Raw genomic sequence first — 19,899 nt, forward strand, 5'->3', positions numbered from 1 at the left:
AGCCGATCAGAACCAGGGCTTTTCCATGACCGATACCGTCGTCGCCGAACCACGCCTCACGCACCGCCAGACACTCACCATTCTGTCCGGCCTGCTACTCGGGGTGTTCCTGGCCGCACTCGATCAGAACATCGTCAGCGTCGCGATCGTGCGGATCGCGAACAGTCTCGACGGCTTCGACGAACAGGCCTGGGCGACAACGGCATACCTCATCACCGCGACCGTCACCACGCCCCTCTACGGCAAACTCGCCGACATCTACGGTCGTAAACCGTTCTATCTGGTGGCGATCGCGCTGTTCGTCGTCGGTTCGGCGGCCTGCTGCTTCGCCCAGACCATGTACCAACTGGCCGGGTGCCGCGCGTTCCAGGGGCTCGGTGCCGGCGGGCTGATGTCGTTGGCGTTCACCATCGTCGGTGACATCGTGCCCGCCCGCGAACGGGTCCGCTACCAGGGTTATTTCCTCATGGTCTTCGGCATCGCGACGGTGCTCGGCCCGGTGGTCGGCGGGTTCCTGTCCGATTACGAGAGCCTCGGTGGTATCGAGGGCTGGCGCTGGGTTTTCCTGGTGAACGTGCCGGTGGGTCTGCTCGCGTTCCTGGTGGTGTGGCGGGTGCTCAACGTCGGGCATACCAGGCAGCGCAGCCGGATCGACTGGTTCGGCGCGTTGGCGCTCGTCGTCGGGGTGGTGCCGCTGCTGATCGTCGCCGAGCAGGGCAGGCTGTGGGGCTGGACGTCCCCGAAATCGCTGCTCTGCTACGGCATCTGCGCGGGCGGGCTGCTGGTGTTCGTGATCGTCGAGTTCCTGATGAAGGACGCCGCGCTGATTCCGCTGCGGTTGTTCCGCAACTCCACCTTCAGCGTCGCCATTCTCGGCGGATTCCTCATCGGTGTCGCCATGTTCGGGGCCATCACAATGGTTCCGCAATACCTGCAGGTGGTGCGCGGTTTCTCGCCCACCGAGGCGGGGCTGCTGATGCTGCCACTGGTGCTGGGCATCATGGTCGGCGCCCAGCTGTCGGGCCTGATCACCAAGGCCAGCGGACGCTACAAGGTGCTGCCCGTGCTCGGCGCACTGATCCTGGCCATCGGCTGCGGATTGTTCGCCCGCATCACCTACGACGGTCCGCTGTGGCAGCCGCTTGCCTACAGCGCGATCATGGGTTTCGGGCTGGGCGGCTGCATGCAGACACTGGTGATCGCCGCGCAGAACGCGGTCGGGCGCACCGAGATGGGTGTGTCGACGGCGGCGGCCACGTTCTTCCGGCAGCTCGGCGGCACCCTCGGCGTCGCGGTCTTCCTCACCGTGCTGTTCGATCGCCTGCCCGGTTCCATCCTGGGCGCGTTCGGCGGCGCCCTCCCGCCCGGTTTCGACGCCGCCCGGCTCGAGGCTTTGCAGAGCGACACCAGCGGCATCGCCGCCCTGCCCGACCACCTGCGGATCCCGATCCTCGAGGGTTTCACCGACTCGATGCACACCGTGTTCCTGCTGGCCGCCGATCTGGCGATCGTCGCCTGCCTGGTCCTGGTGTTCATGAAAGAGATTCCGCTGCAAGAGGATCCGGTTCCCGACGAGGCCGACGAGGGTGCCCAGCTACGGGACGTGAGCCTCTATGACGCGCACGAGATGGCGGGCAAACTGCGGCCGGGCGCGACGGGCCGGGTGATCGCGGGTCTGCTGCGCCGTGACGATGCCCGCCCGGTTCCCTCGGCGACGCTCACGCTGATCGATCAGCACGGTCACCAGGTGGCGCGCGGCAACGGCGACGCCGACGGCGCCTACATGATCGAGGCACCACGACCGGGCAACTATGTCCTCATCGCGGCCGCCGCTGGGCATCAACCCGAGGCGGTGAGCGTGTCGATCGGGGAGCGGGCCCAGCACGTCGACCTGATGCTCACCGGGGCGGGTGAGCTCACCGGCGTGGTGCGTTCGGCGCGGCGCGGAGAACCACTGTGGGGTGCGACGGTGACCCTGACCGATCCCGAGGGGGAGGTGGTCGGGGCGGCGATCACCGGCGAGGACGGTACCTACGTCTGCCGTGATGTCGTCAGCGGCACCTACACCCTGGTCGCGGTGGCCGACCATATGCGCCCCACGGCCGTCGCCCTGACCGTGCCCGAAACCGGCTCACTGCACCGCGATATCGACTTGGAACCGATGGCGATCCTGACGGGTTCGGCCTGCGTCGACGGCGACCGCCCGGTCGCGGATGTCGAGATCACCGTCCTGGATTCCAGCGGCGACCCGGCTGCCACCACCCGCACCGACGACAAAGGCCGCTACCTCGTGCCCGACCTGCCCGAGGGGGAGTACACGGTCGTCGCGCGCGGGTACCCACCGGTGGCGAGTCAGGTGGCAGTCACCCGCGGCGAGATCACCCACGACGTCACCCTGGGATACGACAACGAAGAATCGATGCATCGCCGGTAGTCGGTATTTCGAGGGTTCCAGCGCCTCGCCATCAGCGAGCGCGAACCGGAACAGCTCAGGCGGATTCGGCGATCTGCTCGGCGCGGTAGACCTCGGCCAGCTCGGCGAGCGGGATCGTGAGTGCTTCGGCGAGGCCGACGATGGTGCCGAATGCGGGGGAGGGCATGCGCCCGGACTCGATCTTGCGCAGGGTTTCGGGAGAGATACCTGCCCGCCCGGCGACCTCGTTGAGTTCCCGATCGCCCCGGGCCGTCCGCAACCGCCGACCCAGCCGACGCCCGGCTTCGACCTGGGCGGGACTGAGCGGAAGACGAACCATGCCCCCGATGGTAAGTGCTCACTCACCGAGCCGCCAAGAAGGTGCCCCTGACGGCGCTGATCCGTCCCAGGTCGTCGCGGCACATCCTGGACGTGCGATCACCACGCTGTGGTGGCGGCCGCCACTCGGGAAACACCCCGCCACCACAGCGTGGTGATCAACTGCCCATGACCTAGCGGGTGGGACGCCAGGGGATTCGGCCGTTACCGTCGCCGGTGGGTGTCCATTGTTCGGCCCAGTCCCAGACATGCTGGAGGGACTCGGCCAGGAGGGCGCCCTCGGTGGTGAGTTCGTAGGCGCCGCGCGGTCCGTTCTTGCGGGTCAGGCCCGCTGACTGCAGTTGCTGGAGGCGGTCGGACAGCATGCTCGACGAGCAATTGCCCATCCGGCGGCGCAGGTCGAGGAAGCCGAGGGGGCCGGGCTCGAGTTCCCAGATCACGCGCAGCATCCACCGCTGTCCGAGCAGGTCGATCGCGGCCACGATCTTCGCGGAGGGTTCTGCGGTCTCGTCACCGCCGGTTGCGCTTCTCATTCAGAAGCACGATAGCTGGTTCTGGATCAGAAGCATTCGGGCGATCGGACGGGGTCCTGAATCCGGAATACCTCGGGGAGTTCCCCGATGTGTGCGGGTGGTCGTGACGCCTAGCGTTGTCGAGGTGAAGGCAATCGTGCAGCGGGTTTACGGGTCGTCGGCGATGTTGGCGGTGGCCGATGTCGGGCGCCCGGAAGCGGGGGCGGGGGAGGTGCTGGTTCGGGTTCGTGCGGCGTCGGTGAATGCGCGCGATTGGCATGTGATGCGGGGGGATCCGAAGATCGCGCGGTGGATGGATCGGTCGGTGTTCCGTCGCAAGGGGCCGGCGAATCCGGTGCAGGGTGGGGATTTCGCGGGGACAGTCGAGGCGGTGGGCGACGGGGTCACCGATGTGGCGGTGGGCGACGAGGTGTTCGGGGAGGCGGTCAGCGGTGCGTTCGCGGAGTACCTCGCGGTGCCGCGCGCTCTCCTCGACCAAAAGCCGAAGAATCTGAGCTTCGAGGAAGCCGCGGCCGTGCCACTGGCCGCCAACACCGCCCTGACCTGCCTGCGTCACGTCGACGCCGGAAACCGGGTGTTGATCATCGGTGCCTCCGGAGGGGTCGGCACCTTCGCGGTCCAGATCGCCCGGGCCAGGGGTGCCGAGGTCACCGGGGTGTGCAGCACCCGCAATGTGGAGGCGGCACGGGCACTCGGCGCCGCACATGTCATCGACTACACCCGCGAGACCGTAACCGGCCGCTACGACACCGTTCTCGACCTGGCGGGCACGCGGGGGCTACGCGAACTCCTTCGCCTGGTCGAACCCACCGGCACCCTCGTCCTGTCCGGCGGCGGAAACTTCGACGGTGGCAGCTTGTTCGGTCCTGTCGGCTTGCTCGCGCTCGGCCAGCTGGCTCGGCCGTTCGTGAAACCGTCGATCCGCGGCCCGCTGGCTCAGCAGAGTCCCGAGTCGCTGACAGAACTCCGCGAACAGATCGAGTCGGGTCAGGTACGCCCGGCCATCGACCGGACCTACCCACTCGCCGAGACGCCCGCAGCCATCAGCTACATGGAGTCCGAACATGCCAGGGCGAAGATCGTGATCACCGTCGCCGCGTAGGTCGAATCACCAGGCGGAGCAGGGTTTTACCGGGCGTCGAGATCGTCCGCCGGTTGCACTTCTGATTCAGAAGCACGATAGTTGCTTCTGAATCAGAAGCATGCGGGCGGAAGGAGCACGATGGTGGAATCGACGGCGCGGCGGGTGGTGCTGGTGACCGGGGCTTCGCGCGGAATCGGTGCGGAGACGGCGAGACAGTTCGGTGCGATCGGTGCGCACGTGCTCGTGAACTTCCGGGAGAAACGCAAGCGGGCCGAGACCGTCGTCGGAGAGATCGTGACGACCGGCGGGAGTGCTTCAGCGATCGGCGCGGATGTGTCGGAGTCCGATGAAGTCGCGGCCATGGCGGCCGAAATCCAGCGCTCTCATGGTCAGCTGGATGTGTTGGTGCTCAATGCTTCCGGCGGTCTCGAGCGTGACGCGGACCCCGGCTACGCGCTGCGCCTCAATCGGGACGCTCAGGTGGATCTCGCGAAGGCGATGCTGCCCTTGATGCCCTCGGGCGGACGCATCGTGTTCGTCACCAGCCATCAGGCGCACTTCATTCACGAGAAGCCCGATGTGCCTGCGGGTTACGCACCGATCGCGCGGAGCAAGCGCGCGGGTGAGGATGCCCTGCGCGCGCTGATGCCCGAATTCCGCTCGCGGGGAGTTGGTTTCACCGTGGTGTCCGGCGACATGATCGACGGCACGATCATCGTCCGGCTGCTGGAACGGCGTGACGCGAGCAGTGTCGCGTCACGCCGTGCGGCGGGCCCGTTGCCGACTGTCGAGGATTTCGCCGCGGCGATCGTGACCGCGGCCGAGTCCGACGACGCCGACGGGCGGACGGTATATGTCGGCGGCGCGGACTATCTCACCTCGAGTGCCGTCGGGTAGTGACCGTGTGCGGCTACACCGTGGCTCGGCGTTGCAGTTCGAGGGCGATGTCGATGAGCTGGTCTTCCTGGCCGCCGACGAGTTTGCGTTCGCCCGCACGGACGAGCATTTCGGCGGCGGAGACGTTGTAGCGTTCGGCTTGGCGTTCTGCGTGTTTGAGGAAGCTGGAGTAGACGCCCGCGTAGCCCATCATGAGGGATTGGCGGTCCAGGAGGCATTCCTGCGGCATGGCCGGACGCACGACATCTTCGGCGGCGTCGGCGATGGCGAAGAAGTCGATGCCGGTTTTGATCCCGAGTTTGTCGCAGACGCCGACGAGGGCTTCGACGGGGGTATTGCCCGCCCCCGCACCGAAGCGGCGTGCGCTGCCGTCGATCTGGGTGGCGCCCGCGCGAATGGCGTAGATGCTGTTGGCGACAGCGAGGTCGAGGTTTTCGTGGCCGTGGAAGCCGACCCGGGCGTCGGTGCCGAGTTCGGCGACCAGGGCGGCCACACGGTCGGAGACCTGCTCGAGGACCAGGGCGCCCGCGGAGTCGACGATGTAGACGCATTCGCAGCCGGCATCGGCCATGATGCGGGCTTGTTTCGCCAGCGCCTCCGGGGGTTGGGTGTGCGACATCATGAGAAATCCGACGGTTTCCAGGCCGAGGTCGCGGGCGTAGCCGAAATGCTGGATCGAGACGTCGGCTTCGGTGCAGTGTGTGGCGATGCGGCAGATGGAGGCACCGTTGTCTTGGGAGATCTTGATGTCTTCCTTGACGCCGACGCCGGGCAGCATGAGGAAGGCGATCTTGGCCTGCTCGGCGGTTTCGGCGGCGGCTTTGATGAGTTCTTGTTCGGGGGTTTTGGAGAATCCGTAGTTGAACGAGGAACCGCCGAGTCCGTCGCCGTGGGTGACTTCGATGACGGGAACACCGGCACCATCGAGGGCGGCGACGATATCGCGGACCTCGGTGGTGGTGAATTGGTGACGTTTGTGGTGTGACCCGTCGCGCAGGCAGGTGTCGGTGATACGGATGTCGAGATCAGCGGAGTACGGCATGGGAATTCCTAACGAGGCCGGGGCGGAGGGATGCGCGCTCACACGCGGGCGGCGAGTACCTGATCGGCCATGACTTCGCCGACCTTGGTGGCGGCGGCGGTCATGATGTCGAGATTGCCGGCGTACGGCGGCAGGAAATCGCCCGCGCCTTCGACTTCCACGAACACCGATACTTTCGCCAGGCCTCCGGAGATCACCGAGGGTTCGTCGAATTGGGGTTCGTTCAGCAGCCGGTAGCCGGGTACGTACTGCTGGATGTCGGCGACCATGCGGTGGATCGAGTCGGTGATCGCGGTGTGGTCGGCGTCGTCGGGGATCGCGCAGAAAATGGTGTCGCGCATGATCATCGGCGGTTCGGCCGGGTTGAGGATGATGATCGCCTTGCCGCGCTGGGCGCCACCGATGGTTTCGACACCACGGCTGGTCGTCTTGGTGAATTCATCGATATTGGCGCGGGTTCCGGGTCCGGCCGACACCGACGACACCGAGGCCACGATTTCGGCATAGGGCACCGGAACGATTCGCGAGACAGCGGCCACGATCGGAATCGTCGCCTGCCCACCACAGGTGATCATATTGACGTTCGGCGCATCGACCAGCGACGCGAGATTGACCGGTGGCACAACGGCCGGCCCGACCGCAGCCGGAGTCAAATCGACTGCCCGAATACCCAATTCGGCATAACGAGGTGCGGCGGCGCGATGTACATATGCCGAGGTGGCCTCGAAAACGAGGTCGGGTTTCTCCGGTTGAGCGAGCAACCAGTCGACACCCTCGGCCGAGGTCTCCAAGCCGAGCCCACGAGCCCGCTTCAACCCTTCACTGGCCGGGTCGATCCCGATCATCCACCGGGGTTCGATGGACTCCGACCTCAACAGTTTGTAGAGCAGATCGGTGCTGATATTGCCGGATCCGACGATCGCGGCTGTGACTTTCCCGTTGGCCACGGTAAGCCTCCTCGAGTTTGGGCCGGCGAACCGGCGAAGTACTGGATTGCCGCGTCGACTCAGCGGCGGAGAGGTAGCGCGGCCTAGGCGAAACGCAAACGGACCGAACCGAGTCCGGTGAATTCGGCGTGGAAGTCGTCGCCGGGGCGGGCGTCGATGGCGCGGGTGCAGGAGCCGGGTAGCACGATGTCACCGGCTTTGAGGCGCACTCCGAAGGTCGCGACCTTGCGTGCCAGCCAGGCGACCGCGATCAGCGGGTCACCGAGGACGGCGTCGCTGCGGCCTTCGGCGACGACCTCACCGTTGCGGGTCAGGACCGCGTCGATGGCGGTGATGTCGATATCGGCCGGGGCGACGCGTTGTTTGCCGAGGACGAATCCGGCCGAGGAGGCGTTGTCGGAGATGGTGTCGGCCAACCCGATCTTCCAGTCGGTGATCCGTGAGTCGATCAACTCGATCGCGGGTGCGTAGGCGACGGTCGCGGCCAGCACGTCGGCTTCGGTGCAGTCCTCGCCGGGCAGGTCCTTGCCCAGGACGAACCCGACCTCAACCTCGACGCGGGGCAGCAGGTACTGGGCGGTGTCGACGGGGACGTCTTCGAAGACTTCCATCTCGGCGAGCAGGTGTCCGTAGTCGGGTTCGTCGACGCCCATCATCTGCTGCATCGCCTTGGACGACAGCCCGACCTTGTGCCCGACGACCTGGGCGCCGTCGCGCAGCCTGCGCTGGATGTTGAGCAATTGGATCTCGTAGGCGTCGACGACGTCGATGCCGGGGTACCGGTCGACCAGCGGCGGCACGGCCACCCGATCCTGTTCAGCGCGGGCCAACTCGTCCGCGACCTCGCTGCGCACGGTGGGGCTCAGCATGCTGCCTCCGTCCTTGTCGTGGTGATCATGCAGCCCATGCTCCTCGGCAGGAGGGCAGCCGAACGGTCCGCTTCCCGCTGGCCGGAAAGAAATTCGGTGGTCTTCCCGGATCCTGGGAAAGCTGTGCTCACAGCTGGGCGGTGTCGGCCCGGCGAGGCATGAATGCGCAGGCAACGACCATGACCACCGTCATCGCGGCGATAGCGACGAACACGAGATGTATTGCCCCGGCGAGCTTTTCCGGAGCCGGGGTCCCCGCGATCCGAGCATTGACGATCGCGCCGAACACGGCGACGCCGACGGCGCTACCGAGCGAGCGGGCGAACAGCGCGGCCGAGGTGACCACACCCCGCTCCGACCAGGCGGCGCCGGTCTGCGCCGCGATGAGCGTGGGCGTGGCGACCAGCCCCATTCCCGCACCGACGACGAAACACGATGCGGCCACCTGCCACAGCGCCGAGTTCTCATCGATGAGCAAGGTCGAGGCGGCCCCGATCGTCGCGACACAAGCGCCCGACACCGCACAGGCCCGGAAACCGAAGCGCAGGTACACCTTTCCCGCCTGCGCGGCCGACAGCGGCCAACCCAGCGTGAGCGCACCGGTGACGAGCCCGGCAACCAGCGCGCCGGTCCCCAGCACCCCCTGGTTGAACATCGGCACATAGGTGGTGAACCCGAACAGCAGCGCACCACCGAGCATCGCTGCCACCGTGCTCGCCAGCACCACCGGCCGGGTGAAGATCCACAGCGGCAGAATCGGCTGTGCGGCACGGGTTTCGACCACGGCGAAGACCGTCAGCAGCAGTGCGGCTCCGGCGAACACGCCGATGCCTGTCGGCGAATCCCACGCCCAGGCGCGACCACCTTCGAGCAGGCCGAGGACCAGCGCACTCGCACCGGCGGTGAGCAGGAACGCCCCGGCATAGTCGATGCGGGACTGCCGCCGAGGCACCGTTTCGTGGAAGCCGCGCACCAGCATCCACCCGGCGAGCACGGCCAGCGGCAGGTTGATCAGGAAGATCCAGCGCCAGCCGAGGTAGTCGGCGAAGATGCCGCCGAGCAGCGGACCGGTCACCGATGCCACCGCCCACACCCCGGCGAGATAACCCTGGATCGTGGCACGTTCGGCCAGGGTGTAGAGATCGCTCGCGATCACCATGGTCGTCGGCTGGATCGCGCCCGCACCTAGCCCTTGCACCGCGCGGAACACGATCAGCGCGAGCATGCTGCTCGCCAGCCCGCACAGCAGCGAGCCGAGCGCGAAGACCGCGATCCCGAACAGCATGACCGGTTTTCGGCCGAACGTGTCGGCCAGCGCGCCGTAGACGGGAACGGTGACGGCTTGGGCGAGCAAGTAGCTGGAGAACAACCAGGGGAACAGCGCGAAGTCGCCGAGACTGTCGGTGATCGCGAGCACCGCGGTGGCCAGGATCGTCGAATCGAGGGCGACGAGCCCGGTCGCGAGCATCAGCGAGACGAGCACCGGCCCACGCTCGGATCCGAACCCGACCGATTCCCGCGCGGTATCAATAGCCACAGCGCACCCTCCGGGATCAGAAGCGGATGCGGACAGTGCCGGTGCGCGGGCGCGCCTGACACGCGAGGATGTAGCCGGCGGCGATGTCGTCGTCGTCCAGCACGCCGGTCCTGCCCATCTCGACCTCGCCGTCGAGCACCGTGCAGGCACACGACCCGCATTCACCTTCCCGGCACGAGTACGGGACATCGAGTCCGCGGGCGAGCATCACGTCGACGAGCGTGCGGTCGCGGGGCCAGCGCAGTGCGTGGACGGTGCCGTCGAGCTCCACGTCCACGTCGGCGGCTGTGTCGTCGGAGGCGACGGGTACCGGCTCGGCAAACGGGTCACCCGACAGGGAGACGAACACCTCGCTGGTCACCCGCTCTCGTGGACGATCGGCCAGCGCCTCGGTCACCGCGGCCATGAACGGGGCGGGACCGCACAGGTACGAGTGGTAGGTGGCATACGGCGCGGCGAAGTCGGCCAGCGAACCGGCATCCGGCAGACCGCGTTCGGACTGCAGCCAATGGGTCACCGTGAGCCGCTCCGGGTATCGCCGCACGAGTTCGGCAAGCGCCCGATCGAAGATCACCGACTCCCGATCACGGTTGGCGTAGAACAACACCACCTTGCCCCGGCCGCCGACCAGCGCCGAGACCAAGATCGACAACACCGGCGTGATCCCGCTGCCCCCGGCCCACAGCAGCAGATCCTCGTCGAGGGACGCCGGCGTGAAGGTGCCGGTCGGCGGCAACACGTCGATGCTGTCGCCCGCGGATACGTTGTCGCACAACCAGTTCGAGCCATACCCACCATCGGTGCGCTTGACCGTCACCTTGAGCGGTTCCCCCGTGAACGGCGAACTCGCCAACGAATAACACCGCGCCACCGGCCGCTCCCCGGGTATCCGCAGCGTGAGGAACTGACCGGGCCGATACCCGAACCGCTCCTTCACATCCTCAGGAACCTCGAACACGAACGAACGCGCCTCAGCAGTCTCCTCGACCACCGCCGCAACCCGCAGCGTCACCACCCGCGCACCAAGCGCCACGCCGACACTCGCCCTCGTCACCGATGACCTCCTACGCTCGCGAACACGTCGCCACGACCGTCCCAGCCCCGCGCCGCCCTGACAGCCCCGGCTCCCGGTGGTCGGGAGATCGCGTCACGGTGCCCGCTCACCGGGAGATCGGGCGTTGGCCGGGAGCCGACCGTGAGGAGATGACGGGCTACTAGGTGGGCCAGCCGGATGGCCACGAATGTGAAAAGCGCGATCGGCGAGATACTCACGCTCGTCGGTAGGACAGTCCGACGGGGACGACCGCATCCACCACATCCGCGGAATGGTTGCGACTGGCCTGCGCAAGCCGAACGTAGTGGGTGACACCGACCCCAGCGAGTCGCACGATCTCCACACTCCATGTGGCAGGAGCTGCGGACAATGCGCTGGCATGACGAGTTCACGGCGAGCGGCGACACGCAAGGGAGGGGTCGAAGATCTGATTGGCGCGCCGCTGCCCACTTGCTTTGTCAGAGGGGGAGGCCGGGTGGGAGTTGCAGGGTCACGGAGGTCAGTCGATGCCAGCGAAGGCGAAAACCCGTCGCAGCCAGGTAGATCCCGCCCATCAACATGGCGAGGCGTCAGTACTTGCGGCTGATCCGAGCTTCGTACTCCGGCCTGATGGACTGCGGTATTGCAGTACTACGGTCGAATGTGTTTGCTGGCCGTGGGTTTCTACCGTCGGATCATGCGAATACGAGCCTTCGCTCTCCCGACCTTCACCGCCGCGGTGCTCCTGTCTGCCTGCATGACCAGCCCGCTACCCGCCGCCGCATCGACCCTCGTCGCCACCGACCACGGACAGCTCCAATGCACGGTCTCAGTCGGTGTCCGCTCTTGGCGCGGTGTCCCCTACGCCACCCCACCAGTAGGTGACTTGCGCTGGGCGGCACCGGAAGATGCCCGGCCGTGGGATGGTGTCAGGGAGGCCGTCGAATTCGGCGCCGCCTGTGCCCAGGGCGAATCCGTGATGGGCATGCCGGGTATCCCCTCCACCAGCGAGGACTGCCTGTACCTCAACGTGTACGTCCCCGACTCGGGTGCCGTGGACCTGCCGGTCATGGTGTGGCTCCACGGCGGCGGCAACACTTATGGCGCCGCCGCGCAGTACGACCCCTCTCGCCTCGTCGCCGGGGGTGAGGTGATGGTCGTGACCGTCGGCTACCGCCAGGGCCTGTTCGGCAGTCTCGCCCACCCCGCCCTCGACGGAGCGGACGGCGAGATCCGTTCGGGGGACTACGGTCTCCAGGACCAGCGGGCCGCCCTGCGGTGGGTCCACTCCAATGCGGCGGCGTTCGGCGGCGACGCAGGCAACGTGACCCTTTTCGGCGAAAGCGGCGGCGGCTACGACTCCTGCGCCCACCTCACCTCCGCCGACTCGGCAGGACTGTTCGACAAGGTCATCATGCAGAGCGCGAACTGCGCCACCGACTGGGCGACGAGCCGCGAAGACGGCCGGACGACCGCGACCGCTGTCGCCGACACCCTGTGCCCTGGTATCTCCGAAACGGACATGGCGGCCTGCCTGCGGAAAGCCGATGTCGCTGACCTGGTTTCCCAGGCCGACCAGCTGATGGAGGTCCAACCCGTTGTCGGCGGCTCCGTCATGCCCGTCCCGACTGGCCAGGCGCTGGCGTCTGGCGATTTCAACCGCGTCCCGATTCTGCACGGCATCAATAGCGACGAGCTCCAACCGTACGCGGCCACCCTGGGTATCGAGACCGAAGCCGACTACTTCGCCGCGCTCGAGGAGAACTTCGGCGACCGGGCTGCTGCGATCGCCGCCGAGTACCCGGCCAGCGAGTTCGAGCTGCCCGTCAAAGCGCTGGGCCGGGTACTGACCGACGCCGAGTGGGCGAGCGGGCTCGTACGGACCCGCACGGCACTGGGCGACCGGGTACCGGCCTTCACCTACGAGCTGTCGGTGACCGACGCCCCGTACTTCACCCACGTCGAACACCCGGGCTTCGGTCTCGACGCCTACCATATGGTCGACTGCGCCTTCCTGTTCGACACCCCGTTCTTCGAATCGGTGCGCGAAGACCATGAACGGCTGGCCGACCTCATGATCGGGAGTTGGTCGACCTTCGCCCGCACCGGCGACCCCGACGCGGACGGCGGATGGGAGCCGTCTAAGGCCGGCACCGAAGTCCGCAGCCTCTCCTCCGAGGGGGCTGAGAACATCGACTTCGACGATGAGCACCGCATCGACTTCTGGGCCTCGCTGCACGCCTGACACGGACGAACCGAATGCTTCATCCTCGGGAGGTCGTGACTGTCGATGTTCGATCAGCTCGGACAGGTTCGATGTAGTCGTCACCTGCTGGGCGACATCTCTCGCGGCAGGGTGGTGAGTTCCCGTTTGTATCCAGGTGTTCGGACTGCTTTTCGGACCCGGTCGAGCGTGCTTTGTTCGCCGATGGCCGGCCACAAGGCGAAAAGCTCGCTGTCACGGCCACGCATAACGGCCTTGTCGGCAGTGGGGTCGATCGCGATGAGGCGGTCCACGACGGTGTCCAGCAGGGGGTGGTTGCGTTCGGGATTGTGCGGAGTGGCTTGACGGATCGTGGCGGCAAGCAGGGCCAACTCGCCGAGCTCTGGCAGGAGGCCTTGGGCAGCACCGGTCAGCACCTCCCATAGTCCGTCGACGTCGGCGGCGTCGACGAATCCGGTAAACGCGTGGCAGACAAAACTAGGTCCGATCCGCTTGTTCGCTGCGACGGTCACCGCCGCGTTCCAGTCCTGGTGTCGAGCGACACCCGCGATCAGATGTTCTTTGAGCAGGGCCATGCCCGCACGGTCCTGCCCGGCCGCGTATCGCTTCCAGTCGGCGAAGAAGCCTTTGACATCGCCTCGGTCGGCAAGAGCGAAGCCGATGTCGCGGTACGCGCGCCAGGCGTATCCGTCGTCTATGCGTGTGGCGAGCGCACGAGCGCCGGCCAGATCGCCGGCGGCGATCCGGTTCAACACCTGCTGCCGACGAAACCCGCATGACTCGGGCAGGAGCGGGGCAATGCTGTCGACCTCGTCCGAGGTCAGTGCGTCGACCGCGATCAATGCGCAAGTCGCGTCTGCGAATTCGAAGAGACGCTGGCTGCAAGCGAGCATCTGTACCTCGAATCGGTAGTCCCGAGGCCGGCTCAGCACGCGAGTCACCGTCGGCGGCTCGTCTCCCGCACTCGGGAGACGGCTGACGAGTTCCTCGAGGACACGGTCGCGGATGGGGACCACGGCAGCCGGTATCGAGTAGGGAGGGGTGCGCGCAGCTTCTCGCTCGACGTCGCTGATCGGGAGCGTGAGACCGGCGACGAGGGTGTCTTTCAGGCTTGGGAGATTTCCTGACATGCCGACATCGTGCCCCGGGGCGCAGACAGGTCACTTCCTCGTGTGTTGATTTTTCGTCGTGACGTGCGGGCCGGGGCTTCTGGAGGCATCCGCTCACGAGTCGAGCGCGGCACACTCATCGCTTGACGGAGTGCTGGTTCAGTCGAGTACTACCAGTACGCATTCGCCCAGGTCGGCAGTAAGTCGATACAACTCGGCATACCGGCCAACTGATCGAGAAGGTAGTCGCGGTCCCACGGTCCCTTATAGACACCGGCTGCTTCCATCGCTTCACCATCGAACAGATGTGCGGTAATCTCCAGGTTGTTCTCCACATAATCAGCTATGGTTCGCGCAGTAGTCGGGCGCACAAACCGAAGCCGATTTCCTTGCCCGGCAGTCGCACCCGAAGCGAGGGACTCCGCCCCGAAAACTGCGATCTCGGCCAACCCGACTGGATTGCGCTCCTCCTGGTTCCGGCGGTTGGGTGAAAGCAACCAGTACGCCGCATCCCACGCTCGCGTGGAGAAAGTCCGGTCGAGAATGTCGGGCCGCTGGCTTACGATCTGACGAGCGATCGGGGCCAGCTCCACCCAGATCGGGTCATTCCAGTACCGCGAATCGGCACCATCGGTGGTAGCCAAGCGGCGGAAAAACTGGATGGCGTTCTCGGCGGCCTCACGATCACGCATCGCGCGTTCAAGCAGTGGTTCGTAGGGAAGCGCCTGGTATCGAGCATCGAGAGCCATTCCTAGACCATAGGACTCAGGTCTAGCAGGCACTATTCGTTATCGCAGCGCGCCACGGAAAAGCCCTGATCAACTCCTTGCCGAATATGAAGTGTCCGGGCCGGCACCGGAGCGGCGATTGACGGTCGTGGGTTCGGCCTAACGCCACAGGGATGGGCAAGTAGGACATCTCGATGCTGAACCGGGATGTGGTGATCGCGTTAGGGTCCGCGCCTCCCCGCACCGAGGCGCCCAGTGCGGGCGCTGATTTCAGCCTCCCGCGCGTGGCGGACTCGACCACGGTGTGAGCGTTCAGGGGTGGGCTGCGGGATCTGCGGTGAAGAGCGTGCGCAGCGTGTCCGCGGTGAATTCGTCCATCGGATAGAACAATTCGATGGCCAATTCCGCGAGCGTGACATCTGAGGGTGCGCCGAAGGTGACCATGGTGCTGAACATGCGTAGCTCGCCCAGCGGGGTGGCGATGCGTAGCGGCACCGCGAACGGGGTGGGCGCACTGGGATCCGGTTCGGTGTGCGACGGGACCGGGTACTGCGAGACCTCGTCGTACAGCGCGCGCAGGATCGGGTCGCCTGTCGCCCGTACCTGGCCGAGCAGTCGTTCGAGCAGGAGTTCCCTGACCTGACCGTGGTTGACCATGTGTGTGGCGGCATCGGGCGGGCCGGGGTGCAGGGCCAGGCGGTAGACGTTGGGTCGCTCCATCAGCTGGTCGTCGACCTCGTTCGAGAAGAGGCCCATCGCGCGGTTGGTGGCAACGACATTCCAGTACCGGTCAACCGCTACCGCCGGATAGGGTTCGTGCGCGGTCAGCATGGTGTCCAGCGCGGCCCGGGCAGCGGCGAGATGGGCGTCGTCCAGGCTGCTCTCTCGATACTCCGGAGCGAATCCGCCCGCGAGTAACACCGTATTGCGTTCGCGTAGCGGAACTTCCAGGACATCACAGAGTTTGAGCACCATGGCACGACTCGGCTTGGCCTTCCCGGTCTCGACGCAGGACAGATGCCGTGCCGAACTGTCGGCGGCCAGCGCGAGCTCCAACTGACTCAGCCGCCGTCGCTGCCGCCAATCCCTCAACAGTGTGCCGACGGGGGATTCCTGCATCGAACGCGTCACTCGGCCACGCTATCGGTCCGGCGCGACCGGGTGCCATGACCTCGGAGGTCATTGAGCCGATGACCGGCCGCTGGCAACGTCGACGCCATGACCACAATGACCACCTTTGAAGCCGGCCCCGGCCTGCGCACCGCCTTGCGGGTAGACGGCTGGAGCACCGGGCTATTCGGCACCTTTCTGCTGGCCACCGCCCCGTTGTTGCGCGAACCGCTAGGCTTGCCGACTTCCTGGTCGGTCCCTTTCGGCGTCGGCATGCTGGGCGGCGCCGCGGCACTGCTGCTCATCGCGCGCCACCCTCGGCTACCGTCTCGCCTGGCTGCCGTCGTTGTCGCGGTCAACGCCCTGTCGGCGGTACTCATGGTCGAGCTCGCTGTGATCGATCTGATTCCGCTGACGAATTGGGGCCGGGTCTTCATGCTCGCGGGCGCAGCATTCGTCGCGAGTTTCGCCGCCCTCGAGTCCGCGGGCCTGCATCGACGGGGACCGGTGACGCCATGACCGACGAAACCGCCGTCCTCGCCCTGCTGCGCGCGCAGATGGACGCCTGGGCCGCAGGTGACGGCGCCGCCTTCGCCGCCACATTCACCCCCGACGCCGATTTCGTCTCGGTAATCGGGGAACGCATCCAGGGCCGAACCGAACTCGCCACCGTCATGCAGGAGGGCTTCGACGGGTTCATGAGAGGCACCCGCATGGCCGAACCCGAAACCACCACGCTGCGCTTCCCTGCACCGAATATCGCGGTGTTGGTCACCGTTGGCGATCGGCCCACGCCGCCGGGCGCGACCGCGCCGCCCGATGCCCGGTCCATCCAGACCCGAGTCGCGGTGCGCCACACTGGAACTTGGCTGTTCACCACCTTCCAGAACACCCGGATCAGCCAGTTCCCACAGTGAGTCGGGAAGATGACAGTGCGTTCGCGTTGTCTTCGTGGCCCGCATGCCCCAGGTCGGTCGACTATGAACGGGCGCGCCCTACTCAGCCGCCGGCGGCTCGTCGAAATCCACGCCGTCAGCACGAAGTGTGTCGGAGCCTGTCCGTAGCGTGCATGGAATGAATTGGAGGCCGTGGCTGGAGCTTTGGAGTGAGGAATGGATTGCAAGTTGCGATCCCGGTGACCTGGATCCCGAGGTGGTGCAGCAGCGCTGGCTCGGCTATCCCGCGGCCACCCAGGCCGACGTCGCAGCCGTCGAGCAGCGTCTCGGCCTGAGGTTGCCACCCTCGTATCGCAGTTTCCTGCTGACCACCGATGGATGGCGCCATGCCGGGGAGTTCGTGTGGAAGATGCGTGACACCACAAACCTGGGGTGGCTGCGTGATCTCGAACCCAACTGGGAGTCCTGGGCCGACCTGATCACCGAAGCCCCAGGTGATGCGCCGGGTAACCCATTCAGTCGCGGGTTGTTGATCTCGTTGCACGCCGACGTCGGGATTCTGTTCCTCGACCCGGCCGACCGCGACGAAGACGGCGAGTGGGCCGCCTATAGCGTCTTTGCCTGGAGTGAATTTCCGCAGCGGTATCCATCGTTCACCGCACTCATGAAATCGCTGTACCAAGGCTTCCATCGACTGCGTCAGCCTGCGGGCAGAACTCGTGACAACTGGGCTTCGGTGGCCGAAGAGGCTCGAGATCAAGCCCTTTCCGGGGACCTCGACAAAGCCATGGTGTCCCTGGAAAAGGCCCAGAATTTCGGCCAGCCGCGCGCCACCGTCCTGAGAACCCAGCTCCAGATGTTCCTCACCACTTCCTCTCCATACGACTACTCCCGGATCCTTTCGCATCTGCTACCTTCGACGCCGGTCCCGGACGGATTCTTCCGCAGTCCGCTGTTCACCGACGAGTTTCTGCCGTGCATGTTCCTCCAGCACGCGCATAAAGAACCCTGGTACGGCTCCGCCCTCGACATTGCCGAATATCTGGCAAAACGCGCACTCACCGGACACCGCCACGCCCTCGAACTCGCCCAGAAACACGCCGCTGACAAGCACTCACCTGTCTCCGCCCTCGATATCGCCCAGCTCCTGGAAAACGCGCAAAACGACCCCGGGCTCGAGATCGGACCTGCTATCGACGAGTACAGGGCACGGGTACAGCAGCCCGGTTACCGGCTTACCTACGGCAATCAAGCCTTCGACGCCGCAGTACGAAAGGCGCTCGCACAACACCACTCCGACCCAGAAGCACTGTGGGATGCGCTCGGGACCGCGATGACGCACTGGCAGCCCCGCACTCCCGATCACATCGCCCCGGTCGCCCTGCTCGCCGACCCTGCGCTGGCGTACAGCCTGACCCCGGAACGCGGTCGTGCGTTGCTGAGTCGTCCGCGTGGTGGCCGCTGAACCACGAGATAGGCGAAATCAGTTCTTTCCGTGGTTGTACCGCCCGGGCGGCAACTCACTGGCTCAATGCTGGATCAGACCGCCGACCGGGGTGGACGTGACGTGGCCGGTCGCCGGGAGGGTTTGTGCCAGAGCCAGGCCGGAGTCGACAAGCGATGATCGGCGGAGGTAGGCGATTTCGGAGATCGGGGTCCAGGTCGGTTCGACAGTGGCCCCGCTCGATTCGGCTCTGAGGCGGCCGCCGGTGACGCGGACGAGATAGAAGATGCCGATGTTCTGGTGCTCTACCCCCGAGTGGGCCTCATGTGCCGGAATCACCCTCGAATCCACTCCGAGTAGTCGTTCGACGACGCCGTCGAGGCCGGTCTCCTCCGCAAGCTCGCGGGTCACGGTATCGAAGGGATCCTCTCCCTGCTCGACCCCACCTCCTGGAAGCGTCCAGGTGGTTTCGCCGCTTTCGGCGACATGGCGAACAAGCAGCACCCGATCATGATCAAGGCAGACGCCGTATGCCGCGATTCTCGAAGTCACCCGCTGAACTCTATCTCCGCGCCCGCGCGGCCTCCTGCCGTGGGATTCGCCGTTCGCAGTGATGGTGGCCGCGATGATCGACTGCCGTACGCATTGCCGTTATGCCCGGTCCGGGACCGGTGTGGAAATGGGGACGCTGCCACCGGTTACCGGCATAGGACCTCAGCCTGCTGAACAGCCGCAGGATCACAGACCTTCGTTCGCCGAGGCTCATGCAACATCTGCGCTCGGCCAGGGAGACGTCGACGGCGCTCGAGCGACCAAGACCGACCAGACTGCCGCGCCGGAAACCAGCCGTCCCGCGAACACCACCTCGGCCGACGACATGAAGGCCCTTCTCGCCATGGTGATGGGCAATCACTCCGCCGCCGGTCGGCTCGTCGACTTCGAACAGCGTAAAGATCCGGCGCTGATCGGGCGGTGTCGATCAGGAGGGCAATCCAGCGTCTTCGCGAGGATCGACAACGGCAAGGCTGAGAGGAGCGAGCCGCACTCGGGCGGAAGTGCGCCCCTCCCAGTCCCGTCGCATCAGGCCGGGAACGGCCGGTCGCGTTGCTATTGCACCGGGGTGTTCTGACCGGTGCGAATGCGCCATTCACTCGCGCGCTGTTCGAGGGTGAAGATGACCACGCCGTGCATCGGGTCCTGCGCCGGATCGGCACTGTCTCGTGTGCGTTGACGCGCAACGACTTGCACGAATGTCGGTGTCAGCTCGATCGTCTTTTCGAGGTGGTACTGCACATTGATGTTGTGGAGTGGACCGCCCACGCCGAACACGAAACGTTGTTTGGTCAGCAGTTCGTCGCGGTCGGCGGCCACGTTGCCGCTGAAGTTCACGAAAGTGCTGTCGTCCCAGAACAATGCGTTCATCCCCTCCGCATCGTTGGAGTTGAACGCTCCCTCGTACCGCTCCAGTACTCGCACTGCCGCATCGATCGTCATCACTTCTCCCAGTCGGTTTTACACGTTGCGCCCAAGCTATTACCTGAACTGCGCTTCAGGTAAAGCTCGGCGAGCCGGCTCACATGGCCGACACCCGCTGGATCGGGGCAGATCGACACGGCCGCTCCCAGTAGGTGGGAAGTCTCGGCGCATCGCCCGCTCACCGGGAGAGCCTGGCGATTCGGGGGTCCGGCGAACCT

Annotated in this window: 20 protein-coding genes; 8 read left to right on the plus strand and 12 right to left on the minus strand. The window is 66.0% G+C overall.

Going from position 1 to position 19,899, the window contains the following annotated elements; all coding sequences use genetic code 11:
• The first annotated feature begins 25 nt into the window (after window positions 1-25).
• A complete protein-coding gene (locus tag LDL21_RS27885) occupies window positions 26-2,434 on the plus strand; it encodes an MFS transporter (RefSeq protein ID WP_225282410.1) in 2,409 nt (802 codons plus the stop codon).
• Between the two features lie 55 nt (window positions 2,435-2,489).
• On the opposite strand, the gene LDL21_RS27890 is transcribed toward LDL21_RS27885, so the two are convergent.
• Both LDL21_RS27890 and LDL21_RS27895 read right to left on the minus strand, forming a co-directional pair.
• Window positions 2,490-2,753, minus strand: coding sequence for a helix-turn-helix domain-containing protein (locus tag LDL21_RS27890; RefSeq protein ID WP_181696390.1), 264 nt, complete (start codon window positions 2,751-2,753; stop codon window positions 2,490-2,492).
• 172 nt (window positions 2,754-2,925) lie between these two features.
• Complete coding sequence (locus tag LDL21_RS27895) at window positions 2,926-3,285, minus strand: winged helix-turn-helix transcriptional regulator (protein WP_225282411.1); 360 nt, start codon at window positions 3,283-3,285, stop codon at window positions 2,926-2,928.
• A gap of 124 nt (window positions 3,286-3,409) precedes the next feature.
• Here LDL21_RS27895 and LDL21_RS27900 point away from each other — a divergent pair, with 124 nt between their 5' ends.
• Both LDL21_RS27900 and LDL21_RS27905 read left to right on the plus strand, forming a co-directional pair.
• A complete protein-coding gene (locus tag LDL21_RS27900; RefSeq protein ID WP_225282412.1) occupies window positions 3,410-4,387 on the plus strand; it encodes an NAD(P)-dependent alcohol dehydrogenase in 978 nt (325 codons plus the stop codon).
• Window positions 4,388-4,507: 120 nt separating this feature from the next.
• A complete protein-coding gene (locus LDL21_RS27905; protein WP_225282413.1) occupies window positions 4,508-5,266 on the plus strand; it encodes an SDR family oxidoreductase in 759 nt (252 codons plus the stop codon).
• A 13-nt stretch (window positions 5,267-5,279) separates the two neighbouring features.
• Here LDL21_RS27905 and dmpG read toward each other — a convergent pair whose 3' ends face one another.
• The 5 genes from dmpG to LDL21_RS27930 form a co-directional block, all read right to left on the minus strand.
• Complete coding sequence (gene dmpG / locus LDL21_RS27910; protein ID WP_225282414.1) at window positions 5,280-6,308, minus strand: 4-hydroxy-2-oxovalerate aldolase; 1,029 nt, start codon at window positions 6,306-6,308, stop codon at window positions 5,280-5,282.
• 38 nt (window positions 6,309-6,346) lie between these two features.
• A complete protein-coding gene (locus LDL21_RS27915; protein ID WP_225282415.1) occupies window positions 6,347-7,255 on the minus strand; it encodes an acetaldehyde dehydrogenase (acetylating) in 909 nt (302 codons plus the stop codon).
• 83 nt (window positions 7,256-7,338) lie between these two features.
• Window positions 7,339-8,124 (minus strand): 2-keto-4-pentenoate hydratase, encoded by a 786-nt coding sequence (locus tag LDL21_RS27920; RefSeq protein ID WP_225282416.1) that lies wholly within the window; start codon window positions 8,122-8,124, stop codon window positions 7,339-7,341.
• A gap of 127 nt (window positions 8,125-8,251) precedes the next feature.
• The gene (locus LDL21_RS27925) at window positions 8,252-9,661 is read right to left on the minus strand and encodes an MFS transporter (protein WP_225282417.1); all 1,410 of its coding nucleotides are present in this window, start codon (window positions 9,659-9,661) and stop codon (window positions 8,252-8,254) included.
• 16 nt (window positions 9,662-9,677) lie between these two features.
• The gene (locus LDL21_RS27930) at window positions 9,678-10,715 is read right to left on the minus strand and encodes a ferredoxin--NADP reductase (protein WP_225282418.1); all 1,038 of its coding nucleotides are present in this window, start codon (window positions 10,713-10,715) and stop codon (window positions 9,678-9,680) included.
• Window positions 10,716-11,391: 676 nt separating this feature from the next.
• Between LDL21_RS27930 and LDL21_RS27935 the strand changes: the two genes are divergently transcribed.
• Complete coding sequence (locus tag LDL21_RS27935) at window positions 11,392-12,939, plus strand: carboxylesterase/lipase family protein (protein WP_225282419.1); 1,548 nt, start codon at window positions 11,392-11,394, stop codon at window positions 12,937-12,939.
• 80 nt (window positions 12,940-13,019) lie between these two features.
• On the opposite strand, the gene LDL21_RS27940 is transcribed toward LDL21_RS27935, so the two are convergent.
• The 3 genes from LDL21_RS27940 to LDL21_RS27950 all read right to left on the minus strand — a co-directional run bounded on the left by LDL21_RS27940 (window position 13,020) and on the right by LDL21_RS27950 (window position 15,886).
• Window positions 13,020-14,048, minus strand: coding sequence for a hypothetical protein (locus tag LDL21_RS27940; protein WP_225282420.1), 1,029 nt, complete (start codon window positions 14,046-14,048; stop codon window positions 13,020-13,022).
• A 149-nt stretch (window positions 14,049-14,197) separates the two neighbouring features.
• Window positions 14,198-14,776, minus strand: a complete 579-nt coding sequence (locus LDL21_RS27945) for a hypothetical protein (RefSeq protein ID WP_225282421.1) — start codon at window positions 14,774-14,776, stop codon at window positions 14,198-14,200.
• Window positions 14,777-15,067: 291 nt separating this feature from the next.
• On the minus strand, window positions 15,068-15,886 hold the full coding sequence (locus LDL21_RS27950) for a helix-turn-helix domain-containing protein (RefSeq protein WP_372462233.1): 819 nt from the start codon (window positions 15,884-15,886) through the stop codon (window positions 15,068-15,070).
• A gap of 87 nt (window positions 15,887-15,973) precedes the next feature.
• On the opposite strand from LDL21_RS27950, the gene LDL21_RS27955 reads away from it, so the two are divergent.
• The 3 genes from LDL21_RS27955 to LDL21_RS27965 all read left to right on the plus strand — a co-directional run bounded on the left by LDL21_RS27955 (window position 15,974) and on the right by LDL21_RS27965 (window position 18,226).
• Window positions 15,974-16,384, plus strand: a complete 411-nt coding sequence (locus LDL21_RS27955) for a hypothetical protein (RefSeq protein ID WP_225282422.1) — start codon at window positions 15,974-15,976, stop codon at window positions 16,382-16,384.
• Window positions 16,381-16,782 (plus strand): SgcJ/EcaC family oxidoreductase, encoded by a 402-nt coding sequence (locus tag LDL21_RS27960; RefSeq protein WP_225282423.1) that lies wholly within the window; start codon window positions 16,381-16,383, stop codon window positions 16,780-16,782. Before LDL21_RS27955 ends, LDL21_RS27960 begins: the two co-directional genes overlap by 4 nt.
• Window positions 16,783-16,939: 157 nt before the next feature.
• Window positions 16,940-18,226, plus strand: coding sequence for an SMI1/KNR4 family protein (locus LDL21_RS27965; RefSeq protein ID WP_225282424.1), 1,287 nt, complete (start codon window positions 16,940-16,942; stop codon window positions 18,224-18,226).
• Window positions 18,227-18,289: 63 nt separating this feature from the next.
• Here LDL21_RS27965 and LDL21_RS27970 read toward each other — a convergent pair whose 3' ends face one another.
• Window positions 18,290-18,757, minus strand: a complete 468-nt coding sequence (locus tag LDL21_RS27970; protein WP_225282425.1) for an NUDIX hydrolase — start codon at window positions 18,755-18,757, stop codon at window positions 18,290-18,292.
• A 73-nt stretch (window positions 18,758-18,830) separates the two neighbouring features.
• Between LDL21_RS27970 and LDL21_RS27975 the strand changes: the two genes are divergently transcribed.
• A complete protein-coding gene (locus LDL21_RS27975) occupies window positions 18,831-19,334 on the plus strand; it encodes a hypothetical protein (RefSeq protein ID WP_225282426.1) in 504 nt (167 codons plus the stop codon).
• Here LDL21_RS27975 and LDL21_RS27980 read toward each other — a convergent pair.
• A complete protein-coding gene (locus LDL21_RS27980; RefSeq protein WP_225282427.1) occupies window positions 19,313-19,699 on the minus strand; it encodes an SgcJ/EcaC family oxidoreductase in 387 nt (128 codons plus the stop codon). The genes LDL21_RS27975 and LDL21_RS27980 overlap by 22 nt on opposite strands.
• Between the last annotated feature and the right edge of the window lie 200 nt (window positions 19,700-19,899).

The sequence above is a fragment of the Nocardia rosealba genome (assembly GCF_020216065.1).
In the GTDB taxonomy this organism is placed as follows: Bacteria; Actinomycetota; Actinomycetes; order Mycobacteriales; family Mycobacteriaceae; genus Nocardia; species Nocardia rosealba.

Excerpts from the sequence above, each read along its gene's own strand:
- LDL21_RS27885 (WP_225282410.1), top strand. The coding sequence starts at position 26 with ATGACCGATACCGTCGTCGCCGAACCACGCCTCACGCACCGCCAGACA.
- LDL21_RS27890 (WP_181696390.1), bottom strand. The coding sequence starts at position 2,753 with ATGGTTCGTCTTCCGCTCAGTCCCGCCCAGGTCGAAGCCGGGCGTCGG.
- LDL21_RS27895 (WP_225282411.1), bottom strand. The coding sequence starts at position 3,285 with ATGAGAAGCGCAACCGGCGGTGACGAGACCGCAGAACCCTCCGCGAAG.
- LDL21_RS27905 (WP_225282413.1), top strand. The coding sequence starts at position 4,508 with ATGGTGGAATCGACGGCGCGGCGGGTGGTGCTGGTGACCGGGGCTTCG.
- dmpG (WP_225282414.1), bottom strand. The coding sequence starts at position 6,308 with ATGCCGTACTCCGCTGATCTCGACATCCGTATCACCGACACCTGCCTG.
- LDL21_RS27920 (WP_225282416.1), bottom strand. The coding sequence starts at position 8,124 with ATGCTGAGCCCCACCGTGCGCAGCGAGGTCGCGGACGAGTTGGCCCGC.
- LDL21_RS27935 (WP_225282419.1), top strand. The coding sequence starts at position 11,392 with ATGCGAATACGAGCCTTCGCTCTCCCGACCTTCACCGCCGCGGTGCTC.
- LDL21_RS27940 (WP_225282420.1), bottom strand. The coding sequence starts at position 14,048 with ATGTCAGGAAATCTCCCAAGCCTGAAAGACACCCTCGTCGCCGGTCTC.
- LDL21_RS27945 (WP_225282421.1), bottom strand. The coding sequence starts at position 14,776 with ATGGCTCTCGATGCTCGATACCAGGCGCTTCCCTACGAACCACTGCTT.
- LDL21_RS27955 (WP_225282422.1), top strand. The coding sequence starts at position 15,974 with ATGACCACAATGACCACCTTTGAAGCCGGCCCCGGCCTGCGCACCGCC.
- LDL21_RS27960 (WP_225282423.1), top strand. The coding sequence starts at position 16,381 with ATGACCGACGAAACCGCCGTCCTCGCCCTGCTGCGCGCGCAGATGGAC.
- LDL21_RS27965 (WP_225282424.1), top strand. The coding sequence starts at position 16,940 with ATGAATTGGAGGCCGTGGCTGGAGCTTTGGAGTGAGGAATGGATTGCA.
- LDL21_RS27975 (WP_225282426.1), top strand. The coding sequence starts at position 18,831 with ATGATCGACTGCCGTACGCATTGCCGTTATGCCCGGTCCGGGACCGGT.
- LDL21_RS27980 (WP_225282427.1), bottom strand. The coding sequence starts at position 19,699 with ATGACGATCGATGCGGCAGTGCGAGTACTGGAGCGGTACGAGGGAGCG.